The sequence below is a fragment of the Christiangramia lutea genome (genome assembly GCF_022489035.1).
GTDB lineage: Bacteria > Bacteroidota > Bacteroidia > Flavobacteriales > Flavobacteriaceae > Christiangramia > Christiangramia lutea.
This window is the reverse complement of record NZ_JAKVTV010000001.1, coordinates 679,013-700,433: the sequence shown is the minus strand read 5'-3', so window position 1 is coordinate 700,433 and position 21,421 is coordinate 679,013. Positions and strand designations below refer to the sequence as shown.

24 protein-coding genes are annotated in these 21,421 nt (G+C 39.1%); 19 read left to right on the top strand and 5 right to left on the bottom strand.

All coding sequences use genetic code 11. The features are described from left to right. Positions 1 to 2 precede the first annotated feature (2 nt). From ML462_RS03270 to mnhG, 6 genes are read left to right on the top strand one after another with little or no spacing between them, the layout of a single operon-like run. Complete coding sequence (locus ML462_RS03270) at positions 3 to 419, top strand: MnhB domain-containing protein (protein WP_240712295.1); 417 nt, start codon at positions 3 to 5, stop codon at positions 417 to 419. 1 nt (position 420) lies between these two features. Continuing rightward, on the top strand, positions 421 to 774 hold the full coding sequence (locus tag ML462_RS03265; protein WP_240712294.1) for a Na+/H+ antiporter subunit C: 354 nt from the start codon (positions 421 to 423) through the stop codon (positions 772 to 774). Continuing rightward, on the top strand, positions 771 to 2,285 hold the full coding sequence (locus tag ML462_RS03260) for a proton-conducting transporter transmembrane domain-containing protein (protein ID WP_240712293.1): 1,515 nt from the start codon (positions 771 to 773) through the stop codon (positions 2,283 to 2,285). Before ML462_RS03265 ends, ML462_RS03260 begins: the two co-directional genes overlap by 4 nt. Before the next feature lie 7 nt (positions 2,286 to 2,292). Beyond that, positions 2,293 to 2,769 carry a Na+/H+ antiporter subunit E gene (locus tag ML462_RS03255; RefSeq protein ID WP_240712918.1) on the top strand — a complete coding sequence of 159 codons (477 nt, stop codon included), beginning with the start codon at positions 2,293 to 2,295 and terminating at the stop codon, positions 2,767 to 2,769. Further along, positions 2,766 to 3,038 (top strand): cation:proton antiporter, encoded by a 273-nt coding sequence (locus ML462_RS03250; RefSeq protein WP_240712292.1) that lies wholly within the window; start codon positions 2,766 to 2,768, stop codon positions 3,036 to 3,038. The genes ML462_RS03255 and ML462_RS03250 overlap by 4 nt, the downstream gene beginning before the upstream one ends. After that, a complete protein-coding gene (gene mnhG / locus ML462_RS03245; RefSeq protein ID WP_240712291.1) occupies positions 3,035 to 3,439 on the top strand; it encodes a monovalent cation/H(+) antiporter subunit G in 405 nt (134 codons plus the stop codon). The genes ML462_RS03250 and mnhG overlap by 4 nt, the downstream gene beginning before the upstream one ends. Positions 3,440 to 3,444: 5 nt before the next feature. On the opposite strand, the gene ML462_RS03240 is transcribed toward mnhG, so the two are convergent. Next, complete coding sequence (locus ML462_RS03240; RefSeq protein WP_240712290.1) at positions 3,445 to 3,876, bottom strand: MgtC/SapB family protein; 432 nt, start codon at positions 3,874 to 3,876, stop codon at positions 3,445 to 3,447. Between the two features lie 30 nt (positions 3,877 to 3,906). Between ML462_RS03240 and ML462_RS03235 the strand changes: the two genes are divergently transcribed. From ML462_RS03235 to ML462_RS03200, 8 genes are all read left to right on the top strand, one after another. Continuing rightward, the gene (locus ML462_RS03235; protein ID WP_240712289.1) at positions 3,907 to 5,064 is read left to right on the top strand and encodes an aminotransferase class I/II-fold pyridoxal phosphate-dependent enzyme; all 1,158 of its coding nucleotides are present in this window, start codon (positions 3,907 to 3,909) and stop codon (positions 5,062 to 5,064) included. Further along, positions 5,064 to 5,687 (top strand): dethiobiotin synthase, encoded by a 624-nt coding sequence (gene bioD, locus ML462_RS03230; RefSeq protein WP_240712917.1) that lies wholly within the window; start codon positions 5,064 to 5,066, stop codon positions 5,685 to 5,687. The genes ML462_RS03235 and bioD overlap by 1 nt, the downstream gene beginning before the upstream one ends. Beyond that, positions 5,675 to 6,964 carry an adenosylmethionine--8-amino-7-oxononanoate transaminase gene (gene bioA, locus ML462_RS03225; protein ID WP_240712288.1) on the top strand — a complete coding sequence of 430 codons (1,290 nt, stop codon included), beginning with the start codon at positions 5,675 to 5,677 and terminating at the stop codon, positions 6,962 to 6,964. The genes bioD and bioA overlap by 13 nt, the downstream gene beginning before the upstream one ends. Before the next feature lie 78 nt (positions 6,965 to 7,042). Further along, positions 7,043 to 7,642, top strand: coding sequence for an SET domain-containing protein (locus ML462_RS03220; protein WP_240712287.1), 600 nt, complete (start codon positions 7,043 to 7,045; stop codon positions 7,640 to 7,642). 57 nt (positions 7,643 to 7,699) lie between these two features. After that, positions 7,700 to 8,854 carry a beta-ketoacyl synthase N-terminal-like domain-containing protein gene (locus tag ML462_RS03215; protein ID WP_240712286.1) on the top strand — a complete coding sequence of 385 codons (1,155 nt, stop codon included), beginning with the start codon at positions 7,700 to 7,702 and terminating at the stop codon, positions 8,852 to 8,854. A gap of 88 nt (positions 8,855 to 8,942) precedes the next feature. Beyond that, positions 8,943 to 10,034, top strand: coding sequence for a biotin synthase BioB (bioB, locus tag ML462_RS03210; RefSeq protein ID WP_240712285.1), 1,092 nt, complete (start codon positions 8,943 to 8,945; stop codon positions 10,032 to 10,034). 10 nt (positions 10,035 to 10,044) lie between these two features. Further along, the gene (locus tag ML462_RS03205) at positions 10,045 to 10,917 is read left to right on the top strand and encodes a cupin-like domain-containing protein (RefSeq protein ID WP_240712284.1); all 873 of its coding nucleotides are present in this window, start codon (positions 10,045 to 10,047) and stop codon (positions 10,915 to 10,917) included. 11 nt (positions 10,918 to 10,928) lie between these two features. Beyond that, positions 10,929 to 11,795: a cupin-like domain-containing protein gene (locus tag ML462_RS03200; RefSeq protein WP_423738470.1), complete on the top strand. Its 867-nt coding sequence runs from the start codon at positions 10,929 to 10,931 to the stop codon at positions 11,793 to 11,795. Here the strand turns inward: ML462_RS03200 and ML462_RS03195 are convergent. From ML462_RS03195 to ML462_RS03180, 4 genes are all read right to left on the bottom strand, one after another. Next, positions 11,785 to 12,261 carry a regulatory protein RecX gene (locus tag ML462_RS03195; RefSeq protein ID WP_240712282.1) on the bottom strand — a complete coding sequence of 159 codons (477 nt, stop codon included), beginning with the start codon at positions 12,259 to 12,261 and terminating at the stop codon, positions 11,785 to 11,787. The genes ML462_RS03200 and ML462_RS03195 overlap by 11 nt on opposite strands. Then, positions 12,251 to 12,451 (bottom strand): hypothetical protein, encoded by a 201-nt coding sequence (locus tag ML462_RS03190; RefSeq protein WP_240712281.1) that lies wholly within the window; start codon positions 12,449 to 12,451, stop codon positions 12,251 to 12,253. Before ML462_RS03190 ends, ML462_RS03195 begins: the two co-directional genes overlap by 11 nt. Before the next feature lie 83 nt (positions 12,452 to 12,534). Beyond that, positions 12,535 to 14,073: an Rne/Rng family ribonuclease gene (locus ML462_RS03185; protein WP_240712916.1), complete on the bottom strand. Its 1,539-nt coding sequence runs from the start codon at positions 14,071 to 14,073 to the stop codon at positions 12,535 to 12,537. Positions 14,074 to 14,386: 313 nt separating this feature from the next. After that, positions 14,387 to 14,695 carry an HU family DNA-binding protein gene (locus ML462_RS03180; RefSeq protein ID WP_341481573.1) on the bottom strand — a complete coding sequence of 103 codons (309 nt, stop codon included), beginning with the start codon at positions 14,693 to 14,695 and terminating at the stop codon, positions 14,387 to 14,389. A gap of 123 nt (positions 14,696 to 14,818) precedes the next feature. Between ML462_RS03180 and mutY the strand changes: the two genes are divergently transcribed. The 5 genes from mutY (at position 14,819) to ML462_RS03155 (ending at position 21,413) form a co-directional block, all read left to right on the top strand. Beyond that, positions 14,819 to 15,871 carry an A/G-specific adenine glycosylase gene (mutY, locus tag ML462_RS03175; protein ID WP_240712280.1) on the top strand — a complete coding sequence of 351 codons (1,053 nt, stop codon included), beginning with the start codon at positions 14,819 to 14,821 and terminating at the stop codon, positions 15,869 to 15,871. Between the two features lie 111 nt (positions 15,872 to 15,982). After that, positions 15,983 to 16,459: a single-stranded DNA-binding protein gene (locus tag ML462_RS03170; RefSeq protein ID WP_240712279.1), complete on the top strand. Its 477-nt coding sequence runs from the start codon at positions 15,983 to 15,985 to the stop codon at positions 16,457 to 16,459. Positions 16,460 to 16,480: 21 nt separating this feature from the next. Further along, complete coding sequence (locus ML462_RS03165; RefSeq protein WP_240712278.1) at positions 16,481 to 17,803, top strand: gliding motility-associated protein GldE; 1,323 nt, start codon at positions 16,481 to 16,483, stop codon at positions 17,801 to 17,803. Next, positions 17,800 to 18,363, top strand: coding sequence for a gliding motility lipoprotein GldD (gene gldD, locus ML462_RS03160; protein WP_240712277.1), 564 nt, complete (start codon positions 17,800 to 17,802; stop codon positions 18,361 to 18,363). Before ML462_RS03165 ends, gldD begins: the two co-directional genes overlap by 4 nt. 89 nt (positions 18,364 to 18,452) lie before the next feature. Continuing rightward, on the top strand, positions 18,453 to 21,413 hold the full coding sequence (locus ML462_RS03155; RefSeq protein ID WP_240712276.1) for a SusC/RagA family TonB-linked outer membrane protein: 2,961 nt from the start codon (positions 18,453 to 18,455) through the stop codon (positions 21,411 to 21,413). Positions 21,414 to 21,421 lie beyond the last annotated feature (8 nt).

Sequence of the window (21,421 nt, the reverse complement as noted above, 5' to 3'; positions counted from 1 at the left end):
GCATGCGAACTACTATAATCTTAAAAACAGCCTCCAATTATCTGTTACCGGTATTGTTGGTGTTTTCTATTTTTATTCTGCTTCGGGGTCACTATCTTCCAGGTGGTGGGTTCGTGGGTGGTTTAATTGCCTCGATTGCCTTTATCCTGCATTCTTTTGCGAATGGATTAAGCAAAACCAAGGAGCTTTTAATAATGCATCCAGGTTTTCTATTGCCTATTGGTTTGGCTATATCTTTTTTAAGCGGATTTGCACCAGTGGTTTTATACGACCTTCCATTTATGACGGGATTATGGTCTCACGATCCGGTGGCAATTTTGGGAACAGTGGGATCAGCTTTGTTTTTTGATATAGGTGTTTACCTGGTAGTTAACGGAGTGACCTTAACTATAATTTTCACAATTTCAGAATCAGCCTGATATGGAGATCCTTTTAGCTATAATGGTGGGAATTTTATACGGTACGGGTATCTATATGATGCTTCGAAGAAGTATGGTGAAGCTAATCCTGGGAATAATATTGCTAGGAAATGGGGCAAACCTGCTTATTTTTCTATTAGGTAGAATAACCAAAGGAGCTCCTCCAATTATAGACGGAAGCGCGAAAGTATTCGCAGAGGCTTATGCCGATCCAGTTCCGCAGGCATTGATACTTACAGCAATCGTAATTAGTTTTGGTCTTCAGTCTTTCGCCATAGTACTTGTAAAAAGAGCACATACCGTGGTAAGAACTGACGATCTGGACGAAATGAACGCAACCGACGAAGATTCATGAATGAACAGTTAATATTATATCCTTTATTCCTTCAGATGGCCATTAGCATCATTCTGCTGTTTGGCTGGTCTAACATAAAATTTCAGAAGGTATTCAGCATTATAGGTAGTGTGCTAGGCTTAGGTCTGGCCATCTGGTTATTCAGCTATATCTGGAATAATGGAACTCAAACCATACAGGCAGGAAACTGGGAAGCGCCATTCGGGATCACCTTTGTTGCCGATATGTTATCGGTTACCCTTGTGCTTTTAACAGCCATTTCAGGGCTTGCCGTGTCCATTTTCTCAGGGGCATCTGTTTTAAAAGACCGTTTAAGGTTCGGTTATTTTCCTATTTATCACTTTCTGTTATTAGGACTGAACGGAGCCTTTTTAACCGGAGATATTTTCAATTTATATGTTTGGTTTGAAATTATCATTATCAGCTCATTTGTTCTAATTACCATAGGTGGAGAGAAAGCCCAGCTGGAAGGGGCAGTGAAGTATTTTACGCTGAATATTCTGGCCTCAATGATTTTCCTTACCGCAATTGCTGTCCTTTACGGAATAACAGGCAGCCTGAATATGGCCGATCTTGCCGGGCAGGTGGCCATGGTGGAGAATCGCGGACTTGTGCAGATCACCGCGCTATTATTTCTTATTGGTTTCGGAATAAAAGCAGGAGTTTTTCCATTGTATTTCTGGCTTCCTGCTTCATATCATACTCCGCCTTTTGCAGTTTCTGCAATTTTCGGTGGATTGTTAACGAAAGTCGGAGTCTATGCACTCATTCGTGTCTTTACCCTGATATTCGTAGATGATCCTTTCCTGAATAACATTATCATGATTATTGCGATCCTTACCCTTGTTAGTGGTGGGGTAGGCGCATTGGTACAGAACAATATGAGGAAGGTATTCTCTTATCTTATTATCTGCCATATAGGGTATATGATCGCTGGTATTGGTATGTTTACAGAGATCGCCATCGCCGGGGCTATTTTCTATCTTATTCATGATATTATTGTTAAAACCAACCTGTTTATGGTAAGCGGTGTGGTATACAGGATCAAGGGGACTAACAGTATGCGTGATCTTGGTGGAATTTATGCGAAATGGCCCAAGATCAGTTTGTTATTGTTTATTCCATTATTTTCTTTGGTAGGAATTCCTCCATTATCAGGATTCTGGCCTAAGATCAATTTGATAAAAGCTGGTTTGACCAATGGCTCCTATATTACCGTTGGAGCTATCATTTTTGCCAGTTTTATTACCCTTGTTATCATCGCAAAATTATGGGCCGAAGTTTTCTGGAAGAATGATAAAGAGCTTCCCTTAAGAAGCAATTTTGGGTATTTTAATAAAATGACCAGTTTTAAAAGGTCTCAATTCGTAGTTCCGGTCGCTCTTTTGAGTATCGTATCTTTGTATATTGGATTTGGAGCTGAGCATATACAGGAACTTTCAGCAAGAATTGCAGATGAGCTGGTGAACAGCCAGGGATATGTAGATGCGGTTTTAAATTCGAAGGATTAGAAAAATGATGAAGAATAAGTTTCTATCGAACATATTACTCACCTTTGTTTGGGTTGCCCTCACAGGCGACTTTTCCGTGGAAAATTATCTGTTTGGATTCTTCCTGAATTTCCATATCCTTTGGTTGATCACGGTAGGCCGAAAGCGAAGTAAATATTTCCTTATCGTTCCGAAAGTGATCATACTACTTCTTTTCTTTCTTTATGAACTTATCAAAGCCAATCTAGAAGTGGCTTACGAGGTGATTACACCAAAATTGAATATGACCCCGGGAATCATAATGGTTCCCCTGGATGTAAAATCTGATATAGGAATTACCGTTCTGGCAAATATGATCTCTCTTACCCCGGGAACTCTTAGTCTTGATGTGTCTAATGATAAAAAGGTGCTTTTTGTGCACGCGATGTATATTAAAGACAAAGAAAAATTTATAAGAGGGATAAAGGATGGTTTTGAACGTAGAATAATGGAGGTATTATCATGACGCTATTCGAGTATTTACATTATATAATTTTACCGGTATTGGTAATTTCTGCCGTTCTAATTTTATGGCGGTTTATCAAGGGACCTAGTATCGCCGATAAGATAGTTGCACTGGATCTTCTTATTACCACAGGAATTGGTGTGATCGCAGTTTACAGTATTATCTATGATCATTCCACGCTAATGGATACTGCTTTGATCCTTGCATTAATCGCATTCTTAAGTACAGTAGCCCTGTCTTATTATCTTGAAAAAAGAAAAAGAAAATGATAGACATTGTTATAGGCATATTGGCAACTTTTGGAGCATTATTCGTTCTGTTTGCAGCTATAGGACTGGTTAGAATGCCAGATACATATTTAAGGATATCGGTTACTACAAAGGCGGCGACCCTTGGTGTAGGTTTGGTGCTCATGTCTACTATGGTGTATTTCAGTAATGCCGATGTTACCTCACAGGCTTTTGTGATCATTTTATTTTTGTTCTTAACCGCACCGGTAAGTGCGCACCTTATAGGAAGGGCATCCTATTTTATTGGAGTAAAACTCTGGGATAAGTCGGTGATGGATGAATTAAGAGGAAAATATCAGAAGAATACACATATTCTGAAAAGTATTGTGGACGATACTCCCGAAGATAACGTGGATCACACGAAGATGGAAGATAAGTAATATTCTTAAGACGATTTTTTCTTCTTCTTTTTCATCTTATGTTCAATATATCCGAATACAAGGTTTATAATAAGGATTATACCACTAACGATCCCTAGTTCCGTAAACATTCCGAAGCCGGCGAGACAGCCTGATGCTGCGCTACACCATATGGTAGCCGCGGTAGTTAATCCTTTAACTTTTTTTCCTTTTTGAAGTATGGTGCCGGCTCCTATAAAGCCTATACCTACTACCACCTGTCCGAGTACCCGGGTGATGTCTACGTATTTATCGCCTTCAAATTCCATAGACATCAGGATGAATATACAGGCTCCAAGTGCTACCAGGGCGTTGGTTTTTAATCCGGCTTCCTTTCCCTGGGTTTCACGTTCAAGGCCAATAATTAATCCGGCAATGGTTGCCAGTGAAACTCTTAGTGCGAATGTTGTCCAATCCATATATTTCTATTGAATGTTTATTTTAGCCCTATGAAAAATCTTCCCTTAAAATTAGACAATAGACTTCAGAAGAGAAAAGAAGATGATTCTTTTAGGAAATTATTACCTATAACAAAGGGAGTTGATTTTTTCTCCAACGATTATTTAGGCTTTTCGAATTCCGAGTTTATAACTCAACGGGTTAATAAACTGATGAGTGATAATAATGCCATAAACGGAGCTACCGGCTCCAGGTTATTATCTGGGAATCACCCGGTTTTTAAAAAACTTGAAGACCAGTTGTCAGTTTTTCATAATTCCCCGGCCGCCCTGATCTTTAATTCGGGATATGATGCTAATCTTGGCTTTTTCTCGGCTGTTCCTCAGAAGAACGATATTATTTTTTATGACGAGTATTCACATGCATCGATAAGGGATGGTTTAAAAATGAGCCTGGCAAAAAGCTATAAATTCAGGCATAATGATCTGCAAGACCTTCAGGAGAAATTGAGCCGATTGTCTTTAAACAATGACGATTCTGAAATTTACCTAGTGACCGAATCGGTTTTTTCCATGGATGGCGATTCGCCAGATCTGTTACAATTACTGCAACTTTCAGAAAAATATAATGCAAATCTCGTGGTAGATGAAGCCCACGCTACAGGAGTCGTAGGGAATAAGGGTCAGGGCTTGGTTCAGGAGCTGGAAATAGAGCACCGGGTCTTTGCTCGTATCCATACCTTTGGTAAAGCTATGGGCTGCCATGGAGCTGTAATTCTTGGAAGTAAGGGCCTTAAAGATTACCTGGTAAATTTTTCCCGAAGTCTTATCTATACTACAGCCTTGCCTCCACATACCGTCAATACCATACTGGCGGCATACAGTTATCTTGAGACTGATCAGACACAATTAAAAAAGCTTAAGGAGAATATCAGGCATTTTAAAATAGAGGTTGAAAACAATGATTTGAAGGAGGTGTTTGTGGAAAGCGATTCAGCAATCCAGGTGTGCATAATCAAGGGAAATTCTAAAGTTAAATCGGCTGCAGAGAAACTTCAGAAAAATGGTTTCAATGTAAAGCCAATTCTTTCACCTACAGTTCCCAAAGGTAGCGAGAGGTTAAGATTTTGCGTGCATTCTTATAATTACCCGCATGAAATTTCGGAGGTCTTAAAAGTCTTAGGTAATTTTGCAGCAAAGAATAGATGATGCCGAAAACTTTCTTTGTTACCGGAATAGGTACTGAAGTAGGAAAAACCCTTGTTTCAGCCATACTCACCGAAGCTATGCAGGCCGATTACTGGAAGCCGGTACAGGCGGGAGATCTGGAAAATTCAGATACCCATAAACTGAAAAAACTGGTGAGTAATAAAGAAACACAATATTTCGATAATGCATGGTCGCTAAAAACACCTATGAGCCCACATGCAGCAGCAGAAATTGATGGTGTCGAGATCAAAGTGAAGGAAATAAAAAGACCTGAAACTGAAAAGGACCTGGTAATTGAAGGTGCCGGCGGGATCCTGGTACCTCTAAATGAGAGTGAAGTTATCGCCGACCTTATTTCTAAAGATGATGTGGTGATCCTTGTTTCCAGACATTATCTTGGTAGCATCAATCATACTTTGCTAAGTATCGAAGCTCTAAAAAACCGGGGAATCGAAAAGATAGGGGTGATTTTCAGCGGAAATGAACACCCTACAACTGAAGCAGCGATCATCAAAATGGGAGCTGTAAAAGTTATTGGTCGTATTGAAGAGGAACCTTATTTTGATGAAAGAGTAGTTTTGGAATATGCCGAAAAGTTCAGAAAAGAATTATGCGAGATATAGAACTAAAGGAATTGAGCTTAGCTGAAAGGGATAAAAAACATTTGTGGCATCCACTAACTCAGCATAAATTATCTCCAGAGATGCTGCCTATAAAAAAGGCAAGTGGCTGTCTTTTAACCGATGATAATGGGAAAAACTATATAGACGCTATTTCATCATGGTATACTGCGGTATACGGGCATTGCAATAAATTTATTACGAGCAGGGTTGCCGAACAAATGCAGAACCTGGATCAGGTTGTGTTTAGTGGTTTTACTCATGAACCTGCCATTAAATTGTCTGAGGAATTGGTCAGGATACTTCCAGAAGGTCAGCAGAAATTATTCTTTAATGACAACGGTTCCACGGCCACTGAGATTGGGATCAAAATGGCATTACAGTATCACCATAATTTAGGTAATGACCGTAAAGTGATGCTTGCTTTTGAAGAAGGATTCCACGGGGATACTTTCGGTGCGATGTCTGTATCTGGATTATCTGTTTATAATGGTGCTTTTGAGGATCATTTTATAAAAGTGAAGCGTATACCGGTTCCAACCGGGGAAAATAATCAGGAGTTAATTGAAATATTAAACAGGATTATTTCAGAAAATAGTATCGCCGGGTTTATTTATGAACCTTTGGTCCAGGGGGCGGCAGCTATGAAATTTCATGACCCCTCAGGACTGAACGAGATCCTAAGGGTTTGTACTGAAAATGATATCATTAAGGTAGCCGATGAGGTAATGACCGGTTTTGGGAAAACGGGAACATTTTTCGCTTCAGATCAAATTGAAGAAAAACCCGATGTGGTTTGTATGTCCAAGGCTTTAACTGCAGGTCTTCTACCAATGGGGCTGACTTCCTGTTCAAAGAAAATTTATGACGCCTTTTATTCTGATGATATAGCCAAAGGTTTGTTTCATGGACATACCTATACCGCAAATCCTCTGGCCTGTACGGCAGCGCTGGCCGCAGTTGAATTACTCGTTTCAGAAGAAATGCAGGAGAATATCCAGAGAATTTCCCATTTGAACACTGAATTCTGTGAGAAATTAAAGGATCATTCAAAAGTCAAAAATATCAGGTCTAAAGGAGTGATTATGGCTTTTGAGCTGGATGTGAAAATGGAGAGGTATGGAAATCTCAGGAATCAGCTTTTCAAATTCTTTATGGACAAAGGTGTGTTTCTGCGACCTTTGGGGAATACCATCTATATAGTTCCGCCTTACATTATTTCAAATGAGGAGATCGAAAGGGTTTATTCGGTGATCGAGGACTCTCTTGCTGCTTTTTAAAAAAAAATCCTTTTCTCATAATAATTATAAAATTCGGATTCAATTTTTATCTAATTTAGATAGGTTAATCTGAAAGTTATGATGCATCCGGATACCAGGCTGAAATGGATAAATGAGAAGAAAGGTTTTGGAGTAGTGGCTACCAGGTTTATCCCGAAAGGAACCATCACCTGGGTTCAGGATGAACTGGACATGGTATTTGCTCCCAATGAGCCTGAAAGTTTCAAACCACTAACCCTTAGCTTATTTGAAAAATACAGTTTCAGGAATAATAAAGGTGAACATATTCTTTGCTGGGACGTGGCCAAGTATATAAATCATAGTTTCAATTCCAATTGCCTTTCCACTGGCTATAATTTTGAAATTTCGGTGCGGGATATTACCGAAGGAGAAGAACTTACCGATGATTATGGATATTTGAATCTAAGCGAATCATTTATTCCCGAAGACGAGGGGTTTGAACGTAAAATTGTGAATCCTGATGATATTTTATATTTCTACAAAGATTGGGATGAAATCCTGAAACCCTTATTTCCAGAAATTTTGGAAGTAGCTCAACCATTATTTGATCTACTGGATAAGGAGATCCGGAAAGAAATTGCTCTGGTCGCTGCTGGAAAAAAGAAAATGTTATCTACAAAAAACCTCTATTTTCAACCTGAAAAAAGCAGAATTTAGTGACTTAAATTTAGCCAGAAGTTAATTCAGCCTTATTTTTGCTCAAAAAGCACGCTTTTGAAAGATCCGATTTCTATTACTTCCATAGGTGTAATTTCTCCCATGGGAGCGACTTCTGAGGAGATCTGGAATAATTACAGATCAGATAGACACTTCTTTACCGAAAATGATTTTGATGGAGTTTCATCATTGGCCGCTTCATTGCCGGCCGATATCAAGGTGAAAGTAGAGAATCTAAGGGGTGAAAATTCAAAATACAGGTATCTTGATAACTCTGTGCTTTATGCTATTCTTGCCGCGAGAGAGGCTTTTGGGCATAGAGAGATGCCAAACAGATCATCTGGAATTAATATTGGCAGCAGCCGTGGCGCTACAGGTCTTTTTGAAAAATATCATTCTGAATTTTTAAAAACCGGAAGGTCTTCTACCTATACATCGCCTTCAACCACTTTAGGAAATATTTCATCCTGGGTAGCTCAGGATCTTCAGCTAGAAGGTCCCGAATTCTCTCATAGTGTGACCTGTTCTACTGGAATGCATGCTATACTGAACGCCGTTGCCTGGATTAAAAGCGGAATGGCAGATGGTTTCCTGGCTGGCGGTAGCGAAGCCCCACTTACCGGATTTACGCTTTCTCAAATGAAAGCGATGAAAATTTATGCATCTCAACTTACAGATTTCCCATGTAAGTCTTTAGAAATGAATAAATCTGAAAATACTATGATCCTTGGTGAGGCTGCAGGTATAGTTGGTTTGGAAAAAGGTGTGAAGGATAAGTCTCTTGCTATCATTAAAGGAATTGGTTATGCCAACGAAAAATTAAAACACGGAGCCTCTCTTTCAAAAAATGGCAAATGTCTTCAGAAATCTATGAAAATGGCCGTGGGAGAGCTGGATTTGAATGAAATTGATGCTGTGGTAATGCACGCACCGGGAACGATAGGCGGAGATATGGCAGAAGTCAATGCTATTAAAAAAGTGTTTTCAACGAAACTTCCGGCAATGACGAGCAACAAATGGAAAACTGGCCATAGTTTTGCCGCCTCCGGAATATTAAGTTTACAAATGGCAGTGATGATGCTTAGGAATCAGGAGTTTTTACCTGTTCCTTTCTCAGAATTTCAACAACAACCGGATAAAATTGAAAATATTCTGGTAAATTCTGTCGGTTTCGGTGGAAATGCTGTTTCTATTTTAGTAGGAAGAAATTAAAAATTGTTAGCATCCCCGTTTATAAATCTTGTGATGCATTCCTGAATAAACACTAGTTTTCTTTATTTTTGAATACAAATCGAATTACATGGCACTAAAACACGACTGGACCAAAGAAGAAATCCTCGATATATATAATAAACCTTTTATGGAGTTACTTTACGAAGCGGCTACCGTACATCGTAAACATCATGATCCTAATACCGTTCAGGTATCTACTCTTTTATCAATAAAGACAGGTGGATGTCCTGAAGATTGTGGCTACTGCCCTCAGGCGGCCCGGTATCATACAGATCTTGAAGGTAACGACCTAATGAGTGTAAACCAGGTAAAAGCACAGGCTCTCAGGGCCAAAGCATCGGGAAGTTCCCGCGTATGCATGGGAGCAGCCTGGAGGAACGTAAAGGATGGTGAGGAATTCGATAACGTATTAGAAATGGTGAGAACCATCAACAAACTGGATATGGAAGTTTGTTGCACATTGGGTATGCTTACCGAAAACCAGGCGCAAAGACTGGCGGAAGCTGGACTTTATGCGTATAATCATAACCTGGATTCTTCTGAAGAATATTATAAGGAGGTGATCTCTACACGTGGTTATCAGGACAGACTTGATACTATTGGAAATGTTAGAAAGACCAATGTCACGGTTTGTAGTGGTGGAATTATTGGTATGGGAGAAAGCGAAGCAGATCGAGCAGGGATGCTAGTGGCTCTATCCACTTTGAATCCGCAACCTGAATCTGTACCGATCAATGCTTTAGTTCCTGTAGAAGGAACGCCATTAGAAGAGCAGCAGCCGGTGCCAATCTGGGACATGATAAGAATGGTGGCGACCACGAGAATAGTAATGCCTGAAACCCAGGTGAGACTTTCAGCAGGAAGAACCCAGATGAGCAGAGAAGGGCAGGCGATGTGTTTCTTTGCAGGGGCGAATTCCATTTTTGCCGGGGATAAATTACTAACCACTCCAAATCCTGATGTGAATGAGGATATGGAAATGTTTAAAATGTTAGGTTTGAATCCGCAGAAAGCATTCGAGAAAAAATCTCAGCCGGAAAGTGTAGCTGCTGAAAATTCTCAATATCAAAGCCAGGGTGAAAAACCAAAATGGACGCGTCCTGCACATAAGATCGATAGAAACCTGGAGGCTCAGCAAAAGGCCAAAACCAAAGCCTAGGTTCTAAATTTTGAAACTGGATCTTCAAAATATTCCCAGACGAAAGAATCTTTCAAAAGAAGAATTTTTAAAGGAATATTTTATTCCGAAGAAACCGGTAATTATAGAAGACCTCACGGAAAACTGGTCTGCTTTTAAAAAATGGAATTTCGAATACTTCAAAAAAAAGGCAGGTGATATTGTTGTTCCGTTATATGACGGTAGTCCGGCCAAGGGAAGACAGAACTCGCATGGAGTGGCTAAAAGAATACCTTTTGGAGAATATATAGATATACTTCAAGAAGGTCCTACAGATTTAAGAATGTTCTTCTTTAACCTGGTTCAGAATTGTCCGGAGCTAATTGAAGATTTTGAGTATCCAGATCTGGGAGTGAAATTTTTTAAAAAACTGCCCGTTCTATTTGTGGGTGGTGAAGGTTCTAAAGTGGTGATGCATTATGATATGGATCTTGCGAACAATTTTCACTTTAACTTTATAGGTGAAAAAAAGGTGATCCTTTATCCCCCAGATCAAAGCGGGCTGCTTTATAAAGTGCCTTACTCTATTGTGAGTATGGAGATCATAGATATGGATGATCCCGACTTCGAAAAGTATCCAGCGTTATCTAAGGCAAAAGGGTTCGAGGCCAGGTTAAAACACGGGGATGCTTTGTATATCCCAAGTCATTGGTGGCATTTCATTAAATATGAGACAGCCAGCCTGTCCATGACCCTTAGATCTCTGCCCAGATCTCCTCGGAAAATTGCAGAGGTTCTGAACAATTTATTGTTCATTAGGAATTATGACAATATTATGAGGAAACTAAAGGGGCAGAAATGGATAGATTATAAGAATAGGTTGGCTATAGAGCGGACCCATCGGAATGCAGGAATCGAACATTGAGGAAAGAACAAATGGAACTGGAGAGAATCAAGAGAGTAAAAAGCATTTCAAAATCAGATTTTAAAAGGGATTTTGTTCAGCCGCAAATTCCAGTAGTCATAGAAAAGTTGATCGATGACTGGCCGGCTTATAAAAAATGGAATCTTGGTTATATAAGGCAAATAGCAGGAGATAGAACGGTTCCATTATATGATGACAGGCCAATAACCTCGGAATATAAATTCAATGAAGCTCATGCAGAGATGAAAATGAGTGAATATGTAGACCTTCTGGAATCTGGGCCTACCAATTATCGAATATTCCTTTATCATCTAATGAAGGAGGTTCCTGCGCTTCAGAAAGACTTTAGTTTTCCGGATGTAGGGCTAAGATTTCTCAAGCAGTTACCAATGTTGTTCTTTGGAGGAGAGGATTCTAGTGTTTTTATGCATTATGATATAGATTATGCTAATATTCTTCATTTCCATTTCCACGGAAAAAAACAATGTATTTTATTTCCGCCATCTGAAAGCAAACACTTATACAAAGTTCCGCATTCGCTGATCTCGAGAGAAGATATCGACTTTAATAATCCAGATTTTGAAAAATTCCCGGTTTTAAAAAAGGCGAGAGGATTTATTACTGAATTGAACCATGGTGAAACGCTTTATATGCCTGAAGGATACTGGCATCATATGACCTATTTAACTGCCGGTTTCTCCATGAGTCTAAGAGCAACTCCCAGAACGCTCACTAATTTTTCAAAAGCCGTGTATAATCTCATTTTTATGAGACATTTCGATAACTATATGAGAAAAATAAAAGGTCAGGAGTGGATAGATTACAAGAACAGGCTGGCAGTGGAACGAACCCATAAAAGGCATGATATTAATCTGTAATATCATTTACACAATCAAATACCAATTGAGATTCATAACCTTTTCTAAGTAGATGATCGGCAAGTTTTTTCTTCTTTTTAAATAAATTAGGTTCGCTTATTTTATCTGCCTTTTTTTCGGCCAGTTCATAAAGGGTTTTTCTGTAATCTGTTTCCTTTATTTCTGACAGGCCAAGTTTTATGATTGGTGAGGAAATATCGCGTTTTTTTAATTCCATTACGATCTTTTTCCTGCCCCATTTTTTCATTCTGAATTTTCCGCGTACAAAGCTTCGGGCAAAACGTTCCTCGTTCAGAAAGTTCTCCTGCATGAGTGAAATGATGATCTTTTCCTTGGCTTCAGGTATCATTCGCATCTCATTTAGTTTGTCTTCAACCTCTTTTTGAGAACGATCGCGATAGGCACAGAAGTGCATTAGCTTTTGGAGAGCTTCTTCTACAGTATGCGATTTTTGGTTATGCCTCATTTCCAGAAAGGAATTTCTTCATTCTAATAGACCAGAAAATAAGAGTAAACATCAACCATAGGCCGAAACAGATCACTTCTGCCGCAACAAGGTAAGATGTGCCTAAAATGTTCAGCTCTACCTTCTCACCGTAAAAGGTGAAGCCAAAGATCAGGGTGAGAATACTTGCCAGGATTGAAAATTTATTCATCGATCAAATATAAAATTTTGAAAGAAGCTGGATCGTTTTAGGGCATAAAAAAACGCCTTCCAATTGCTTGAAAGGCGTTTCTGTTATTTAATCACTTTCCCGTCTTTATCGTGAAAGTGGTACTCTAAATACGTGTAAGCATCGCGAGGTAAAATTTTCACCCATCTTTTGTGGTCTACAAACCACTTAGATCGGGGAGATGGAAAGCCTTTCGTTAAAAAGGCTGCAATAAAGGGGTGTGCGCTTAGCGTGATCTTTTTATGTTCTTTCTTGATCAGTTTTTCAAGGTCAACTTTGATCTTGTTCACCAAACTTATTGGTGCTTCAATTTCACCATTACCGTTTGGGTTTTCCTCACGGGTCTTGATGTTCATTTCTGGCCTTACGCGCTGTCTCGTAATTTGTACTAATCCAAACTTACTTGGAGGCAAAATTTTATGTTTTGCTCTGTCGTCACTCATTTCATTTCGAAGGTGATCATAAAGCTTCTTTCTGTTCTCAGCTTTATTCATGTCTATGAAGTCTACCACGATAATTCCTCCCATATCACGAAGTCGTAACTGGCGGGCAATTTCGGTGGCACTAATCATATTCACCTCTAGAGCGGTATCTTCCTGGTTCTTGGATTTATTAGAACGGTTTCCGCTGTTCACGTCTATAACGTGCATGGCTTCGGTATGTTCTATTACCAGGTAGGCGCCTTTACTCATGGAAACGGTGCGCCCAAAGGAAGTTTTAATCTGTCTTTCGATACCATTCTTCTCGAAAATGGGTTGGTTGGATTGATGCAATTTTACGATTGATTCTTTTTCTGGAGCGATCTCGCTCACATAATCTTTAATTTGTGTATAAAGCGTTTCATCATCCACGCAAATGGAGGTAAAAGAGTCATTAAAAATGTCTCTTAACAGGGAAGAAGCCCTGTTCAATTCTCCTAATACTTTCGAGGGATGATGCGGCTTATACAATTTTTTACACATGGCTGTCCAGCGGCCTACTAAATTTTGTAGATCTCTGTCCAGTTCTGCTACTTTTTTGCCTTCGGCTACGGTTCTTACAATAACCCCAAAACCTTTGGGTTTAATGCTTTTTACCAATCTCTTTAGGCGTTCCTTTTCGTCTTTGCTTTCAATTTTCTGAGAAACTGAAATTCGGTTTGAAAAAGGAACTAATACAATATAACGGCCGGGAAGTGATAGCTCTGAGCTAATTCTCGGGCCTTTTGTAGAGATAGGTTCTTTTACGATTTGAACCAGCAGCGACTGATTTGATTTTAAGACATCGGCAATAGAGCCGTTTTTGTCTATGTCTTTTTCAAAAGAAAAATTCTTTAAAGAATAATCTTTCAATTTACCTGTGCTTACACGTTTTATGAACTTCAATAAAGAAGATACCTGGGGTCCCAGATCATGATAGTGTAAAAAACCATCTTTCTCATAGCCAACATTCACGAATGCGGCGTTTAACCCAGGTACAGCTTTTCGAATCTTAGCGATATAGATATCACCAACATTGAATTTGTTGCTGTCTTCCTCTTTGTTGAGTTCAATAAGTTTTCCATCTTTTAATAAGGCAAAATCTACAGCAGAAGGTTCGGACCTGATAATTAATTCTTTGTCCACACTTCCAGATTTTTTATCCATATCTGTCTTTAAACAAACATAGATGGATTAAACATTATTTTTTCACAGGTTTTTAATCCTGAAGAAACCACAACGACATAAAATTCTGTCGGGGGTTTCGATTTCAAAGAACGATTTAAATAAAAAAAGTAGTTGTCACACTACTTTTTCTTGTGGCGATTAGCTCTTCTTCTTTTCTTACGCTTGTGCGTAGCCACCTTGTGTCTTTTTCTTTTCTTACCACTTGGCATAGTGCAATATCATTTAAATTAATAAAAAGTTGTTTGAGTCCCCGCAAAGCGGGAAAACTCAATTATTTTACTTCAACATTCGTTTTCACACCTTCAACAAAGATCTTTGCTGGCTTGAATGCCGGAATGTTGTGTGCTGGAATCTTAATAGTTGTGTTCTTGGAAATGTTTCTACCGGTTTTCTCAGCTCTTGTTTTTACAACAAAGCTTCCAAAACCACGAAGGTAAACGTTATCTCCGCTTTCAAGAGAAGTTTTCACCTCGTCCATAAAAGATTCGATAGTAGCTTGTACGTCTCCTTTTTCCATTCCTAATTTTTCTGAAATGTTTGCTACGATATCTGCTTTCGTCATTTTCGTGCTATTTAAAATTATTAATTGGGGTTTCAATTTTTCAAGGGGGCAAATATAAGAATTAAATCTGCAATATTTCAAACCTAATTCACTAATAATAACGGAATAAACTCCTATTATTGTGAAGATTCAATATTTACTATGGTTTTTTCCAACAGACTGAGGCTTTGGTACTTGCAAAATAAACGTGATCTGCCATGGAGAAATACTCATGAACCGTACCAAATTTGGCTCAGTGAAATTATACTTCAGCAAACGCGAATAGAGCAGGGTTTGCCCTATTATAATAAGTTTATTGATGCTTATCCTACAGTTTTTGATCTGGCGAACGCACCCGCAGATGAAGTGCTTAAACTCTGGCAGGGTCTGGGGTATTACTCCAGGGCAAGAAATCTCCATGAATCTGCAAAATATGTAGCTTCAGAGCTAGAAGGGATCTTCCCTCAAAATTATAAAGGACTGCTGAGATTAAAAGGAGTTGGGGATTATACAGCCAGTGCAATTGCCTCCTTTTGCTATAATGAACCCGTTGCCGTGGTTGATGGAAATGTTTACCGCGTTCTTTCACGTGTTTTTGGTATTGATACCCCTATTAATAGTACTACCGGAATCAAGGAATTTAAAAAGCTAGCTCAGGAATTACTTGATAAAGAGGATCCTGCGACCTTCAACCAGGCGCTTATGGAGTTTGGAGCTATTCAGTGTAAACCGCAGAATCCATTATGTGAGACCTGTCCTTTTAATGACAAATGTCTCGCCTTAAAGGATGATCGAATAAAAGAGCTGCCGGTAAAACTTAAGAAAACTAAGGTCAGGAAACGTTATTTTAATTATTTGGTCTTTGATATTAATAAAAACAAGACGATCCTTGAACAGCGTTCGGGAAAAGGTATTTGGAATGGATTGTATCAATTTCCCCTGGTAGAATCGAATAAGTTAATTACTGAGGAGGAATTAAAAAACCTTGAAGATTTTCAGAAGCTTGTCGATAATAGTCAATTTTCAATGGAGCTTTATAATGAGGAACCGGTGGTACATAAGCTTTCCCATCAGCATCTTTTTACCAGGTTCTGGCTGATTAACATAAATGAAGGTCAGCAAGAAGCGGTGAAGCTGGAAAATGTTTTGGAATATCCGGTACCTGTGCTTATTGGAAATTTTCTGAATGAATATCTTCCAGATGACTATAAATAGAAGCTTGTTTATATCTTTGCTCGTTTTTGCGTATCCCGCTGAAAAATTTTAGTATTTTAGAGTATATTTTAATCCAAAAAGCCGTTTTTTCGGTCTTAAAAAAGTTAAGTAATGACAGGTACATTGAACAAAGTAATGTTAATAGGGCATACCGGCGATGACGTTAAAATGCATTATTTTGAAGGAGGAGGCTCAATTGGCCGATTTCCGCTGGCTACTAATGAAAGCTATACCAACAGGACAACTGGTGAGAGGGTGACCAACACCGAGTGGCATAACGTAGTAGTTAGAAATAAAGCTGCTGAAGTTTGTGAAAAATACCTGAAAAAAGGCGATAAGGTATACGTGGAAGGACGTATTAAAACCCGTAAATGGCAGGATGAACAAGGGAATGAAAAATATTCTACTGAAATTCATTGTACAGAGTTTACATTTTTAACTCCTAAGAATGAATCTGGAGCTGAACCGTCTGGAAATTCAAGTTCACAGATGGCGGGAACAAGGCCTTCTAAGCCGAAAAGCGATAACTTTGCCAGTAAGAATGAATCTTTCTCTCAGGAAGAAGAGGAAGATGATTTGCCATTCTAAGTTTAACTAAAATCTTTGTCTTTGGATTCGGAACCTCCCAGTTTGCTTTTGTTGTGGACCACAATGGGAATTACCCATCTTATCAGCTTGATATTTTTATTCGTGCTATTGCTTTGTTCTGCTCTAATTTCTGGAGCAGAGGTGGCATTCTTTTCCCTCACTCCGGCTAATTTTATTACCGAAGATGGAAAAAGGTCTAAAACCCAGAATATCGTAATCAATCTGCTGGAGAAGCCAAAAAAGCTTCTGGCTACCATTCTGGTGGCGAATAACTTTATTAACATTGCTATTGTGCTGCTTTTTGATAATCTGGCCGATGATCTTTTTGCAGATGTGAACACAGAATTTTATGGAATAGATCTGCGTTTTCTTTTTGAAGTGGGATTGGTGACTTTCCTCATCTTATTGTTTGGAGAGATACTACCTAAGGTTTATGCGAGCAGGAATAAGGTACAGTTTTCGAATTTCATGGCCTATCCAATTAATTTCCTTGATAGCCTGTTCTCTCCTTTAAGTACTCCTATGCGAGCAGTGACCCTTTATTTTCATGAAAAACTTGGGAAACAGCGTTCATTCATTAGCGTTGACCACTTATCCCAGGCACTCGAACTTACCAGCGAGGAAGATACTACCAGGGAAGAGCAAAGAATTCTGCAGGGTATTGTTAGTTTTGGGAATACAGATACTAAACAGGTCATGCGGCCAAGAATGGATATTTTTGCTTTAAATGAAGAAAGTTCATTTTTAGAGATATTCCCTGAAATTATTGAAAATGGATATTCCAGAATCCCGGTTTTTCGGGAAAATGTGGATAACGTGATCGGTATTCTTTACATCAAGGATCTTTTGCCGTATCTAAATGAAAAGAAATTTGAGTGGACGAGTCTTTTAAGAGAACCTTATTTTGTACCCGAAAATAAAAAGCTTGATGATCTGCTCAACGAATTCAAGGATAAGAAAAACCACCTTGCCATCGTTGTAGATGAATATGGAGGAACCAGCGGACTCATTTCACTTGAAGATATTATCGAAGAGATCGTTGGTGACATCAGTGACGAATTTGATGATGAGGACCTGATCTATTCCAAGCTGGATGAAAATAATTTTGTCTTTGAAGGAAAAACTCCGCTAAAGGATTTTTATAAGATCGCTAAAATTGAAGACCCAACCGTGTTTGAAGATCAGAAGGGTGAAGCAGACACGATGGCCGGCTTTCTATTGGAGATATCTGGAGGCTTCCCCAAGAAGAACGATGTGATCATTTTCCTGAATTATTCCTTTAAAATTGAAGTGATCGACGATAAACGAATTAAGCAAATAAAACTGAGTATCGATACGGTATGAGGCAGTTAGCAATCCTCTTGTTAATAACCATTTTATGTTTTTCCTGCAAAGATGATCCCAGGCCGAAACCAAAGGGATTTCTAGCTCTGGAATATCCGGAAGCCAAATATGAGAGAATAGATATTGGTTGCCCTTATACTTTTGAAAAGAATGTCATTGCAGAGGTTTCACCTTCTCGAAATAGAGTCCCCTGCTGGATACAGTTGGATTATACGAATATGAAAGGTTCTATTTTTATAACTTACCAGCCGGTAAGAAATAATCTGGATTCATTGCTTACAGATGCACAGAAGCTGCCTCTTCAGCATACGATTAAGGCTGATGTTATTGAGGGCGATATTTATACTAATGATATTCATAAAACCTATGGAATGTTTTATGAAGTTAACGGGGATGCTGCATCCCAGGCTCAGTTCTATCTCACAGATTCAACCGATCATTTTCTAACTGGATCCATTTATTTTCAGAGTCTTCCAAATTTCGATTCTATTGTTCCTGCTGCAGATTATTTAAAGAAAGATATCAGGCGTTTAATGGAAAGTCTTCGCTGGAATTATTAACAACGACTGTTTGTAACATATTCAACTGATAGGTTAAAGTATTAACAATAATCTTTATAATTGTCATATAAACTAAAAATATAGCAATTATGAAGCAATTTTCTTTGAGTTATTTCAAAGTTTTTTTCTTGCTGCTTAGTCCTTCTTTGCTTTTTTCACAAGAAGTAATTGAGGGGAGAACTATTAACGAGGCTACCGGAGAAGTTGTGCCTTTTGTTAATGTAATAGAGAAAGGAACAAGTAATGGAACTACCAGTGACTTCGAAGGTAATTTTTCCCTTAGCGTCGAGTCACTCCCCACAACTTTGGTGTTCTCCTATTTGGGTTTTGAAACTCAGGAGATTAGTATTAGTGATACATCGCCTATAACTGTAGAAATGAGCGAATCTGCTGCAGCTTTAGATGAGGTTGTTGTAACCGGTTTAGCTTCCTCAACTAAACGGGCAAATGCAGCAAATGCCGTAGCATCGGTTTCTGCCGAAGAATTAACAGGCGTTACTGTGCAATCTGGATTGGATGGAGCGCTTTCCGGTAAATTTAATGGTGCGGAGATAAAGGCCAATTCCGGTGCGCCGGGAGGTGGAATCTCTATGCGATTAAGAGGTGTAACCTCTATTTTTGGAGATCAACAACCCCTTTTTATTGTGGATGGTGTTTATGTGGATAACTCTTCCATAGGGTTAGGTAACAATATTGTTAGCCAGGCCGCCGGGGGAGGAAATCCTTCAACTAATCAGGACGATGCATCAAACCGTATTGCCGATATAGATCCAGAAGATATTGAAAGTGTTGAAATTCTTAAAGGAGCTTCTGCCGCAGCTATTTATGGTTCACGAGCGGCCGGAGGTGTTGTGATCATAACCACTAAAAGAGGTAAACTTGGAAAGCCAAGAGTTTCGTTTTCTCAGGTAGTGGGTCTTAGAAGTCCTACCCAGTTGCTTGGTTTGAGAGATTACACCCAGGAGCAAATTACAGCTTTAGGAGGTCCAGTTAACCCGGTATTAAACGATTACGAAGCAGAACTTTTTGATAACACAGTTGTTTCGTCTACAACTCGTTTCTCTACCTCAGGTGCAAATGAAAAGACCGATTATTTTTTCGGAGTTACTCATAGGGATGAGCCGGGATTAGTGGATAATACTGGATATAAAAAGAGTTCTGTTAGATTGAATATCGGTCAGCGGTTTAATGACTGGTTAGACCTTTACATTACCAGTAATTATATTAATTCAGAGTCTGACAGAGGGTTCTTTAACAACGGTAATGCCAACAGAACTGTTGGTTATGCTTTAGCATTCACTTACCCATGGGAAGATCTTTATCCTGTTGATGGAGTTTATCCTCCTGGAGGTGCAGGATCTAACGTTCTTGAAACAGTTGCTTTAACCACTAACAAGGAAGAGGTGAACCGTTTTATTGGAAGTGCCAAGACGAATATTAAACTTCTAACAGGGGATTTTCAAAGACTAAAGCTTGTGCTTGAAGGCGGTTTTGATCAATATACCTTAAGAACCACGAGCATTTTCCCACGAGGGCTTACCTATTTTAGAGATCCTACATCTTTAGGTGGTGTTTCTATTTCGGGTACCACCATTAATACGAATTATAACCTTTCCGCATTCCTTGTTCATAATCTGGACCTAGATAACGGACTTTCTTTTACCACGCAAGCTGGTAGTTTTCTTCAGGATTTTAACAGGAATACGGTTATAACAATTGCCACCGGTTTAAATGGTTCACAAACCAATTTAGGTCAGTCTACCAATGTTTCAACTAACCAGACTATTCAGCCGCAAAGGGATAAAGGTTTCTTTGTACAGGAAGAGATCAATTTCAGAGACCAGATCATTGGTACGGTTGGATTACGAGGAGATAAATCAACAAATAACGGTGATGCTAACGAAATGTATTACTATCCAAAGGCTAACCTGGCAGTGAATCTACATCAGTTCGATTTCTGGAGCGGTGAAACGGTAAGTATGCTTAAGCCTAGGATTGCTTATGGAGAGGCCGGACGTTTTCCTAACTTCAATGACCGTTTTTCTCTAATGAACGCTCAGTTTATTGGTGGAAGTTCAGGGCTTAGTCCTGCAAACCTAAGAGGAAACCCAGATATTGGTCCTGAGAGACAAACAGAACTAGAATATGGTCTGGACTTCGGTTTATTCGATAACAGGCTGGACTTTTCAGTTTCATTTTATAACAAGGCCATCAAAGATCTGTTAATCCAGTCTGATGTTCCAACGTCCTCTGGTTTTACAACTAAAGTGGTTAACGGTGGAGAGCTAGAAAACCGTGGAGTGGAATTGGGTCTTAACGCCATTGTTATGGAAAGAGATAATTTCTCCTGGAATGCGAATTTCAAGTGGTGGAAAAATACATCTGAAGTAACCAGTCTTGATGTTCCTGCCTTTACCGAGGGTGGCTTCGCTGCTTCCCTGGGTACTTTCCTTATTCAGGAAGGAAAGAGCGCAACTCAAATTGTAGGTACCTACGATGCTTCAGCATTTACAGCTGAGGAGATAGCTGAAAGGGATCCTGAAGGAGACGGTTTCTTTGTATATGGAAATGCTGAGCCAGATTTTCAAATGTCATGGTACAATGAGATCAGCTATAAAAATTTCGACTTTACCTTTCTGTGGCACTGGAAGCAAGGTGGGGATAATATAAATTTAACTACCTTGTTGTATGACCTTGCTGGAACAACCTGGGATTATAATGATACTGGTTTAGATCCAAGTGGAGAACTTTCTAATGGTGATTACAGGGCAAGTCAGGGATTTGTAAACCCAGATCCGTTCATTGAAGATGCGGGTTATTTTAAATTGAGGGAAGTTGGTCTGTTCTATACATTGCCAGATGACCTTATCAAGTATACCAAGAACATTAAAGTTGGAATTTCAGGTAGAAACCTGATCAATATTTTCGACTATAATAGTTATGATCCTGAAGTTTCCAACTTTGGAAATAATGTACTGGCAAACAACGTAGAGGTAACACCATATCCAGCCTCGAAATTTGTCAATTTTCACCTAAATGTAAACTTCTAAAAGAAAAC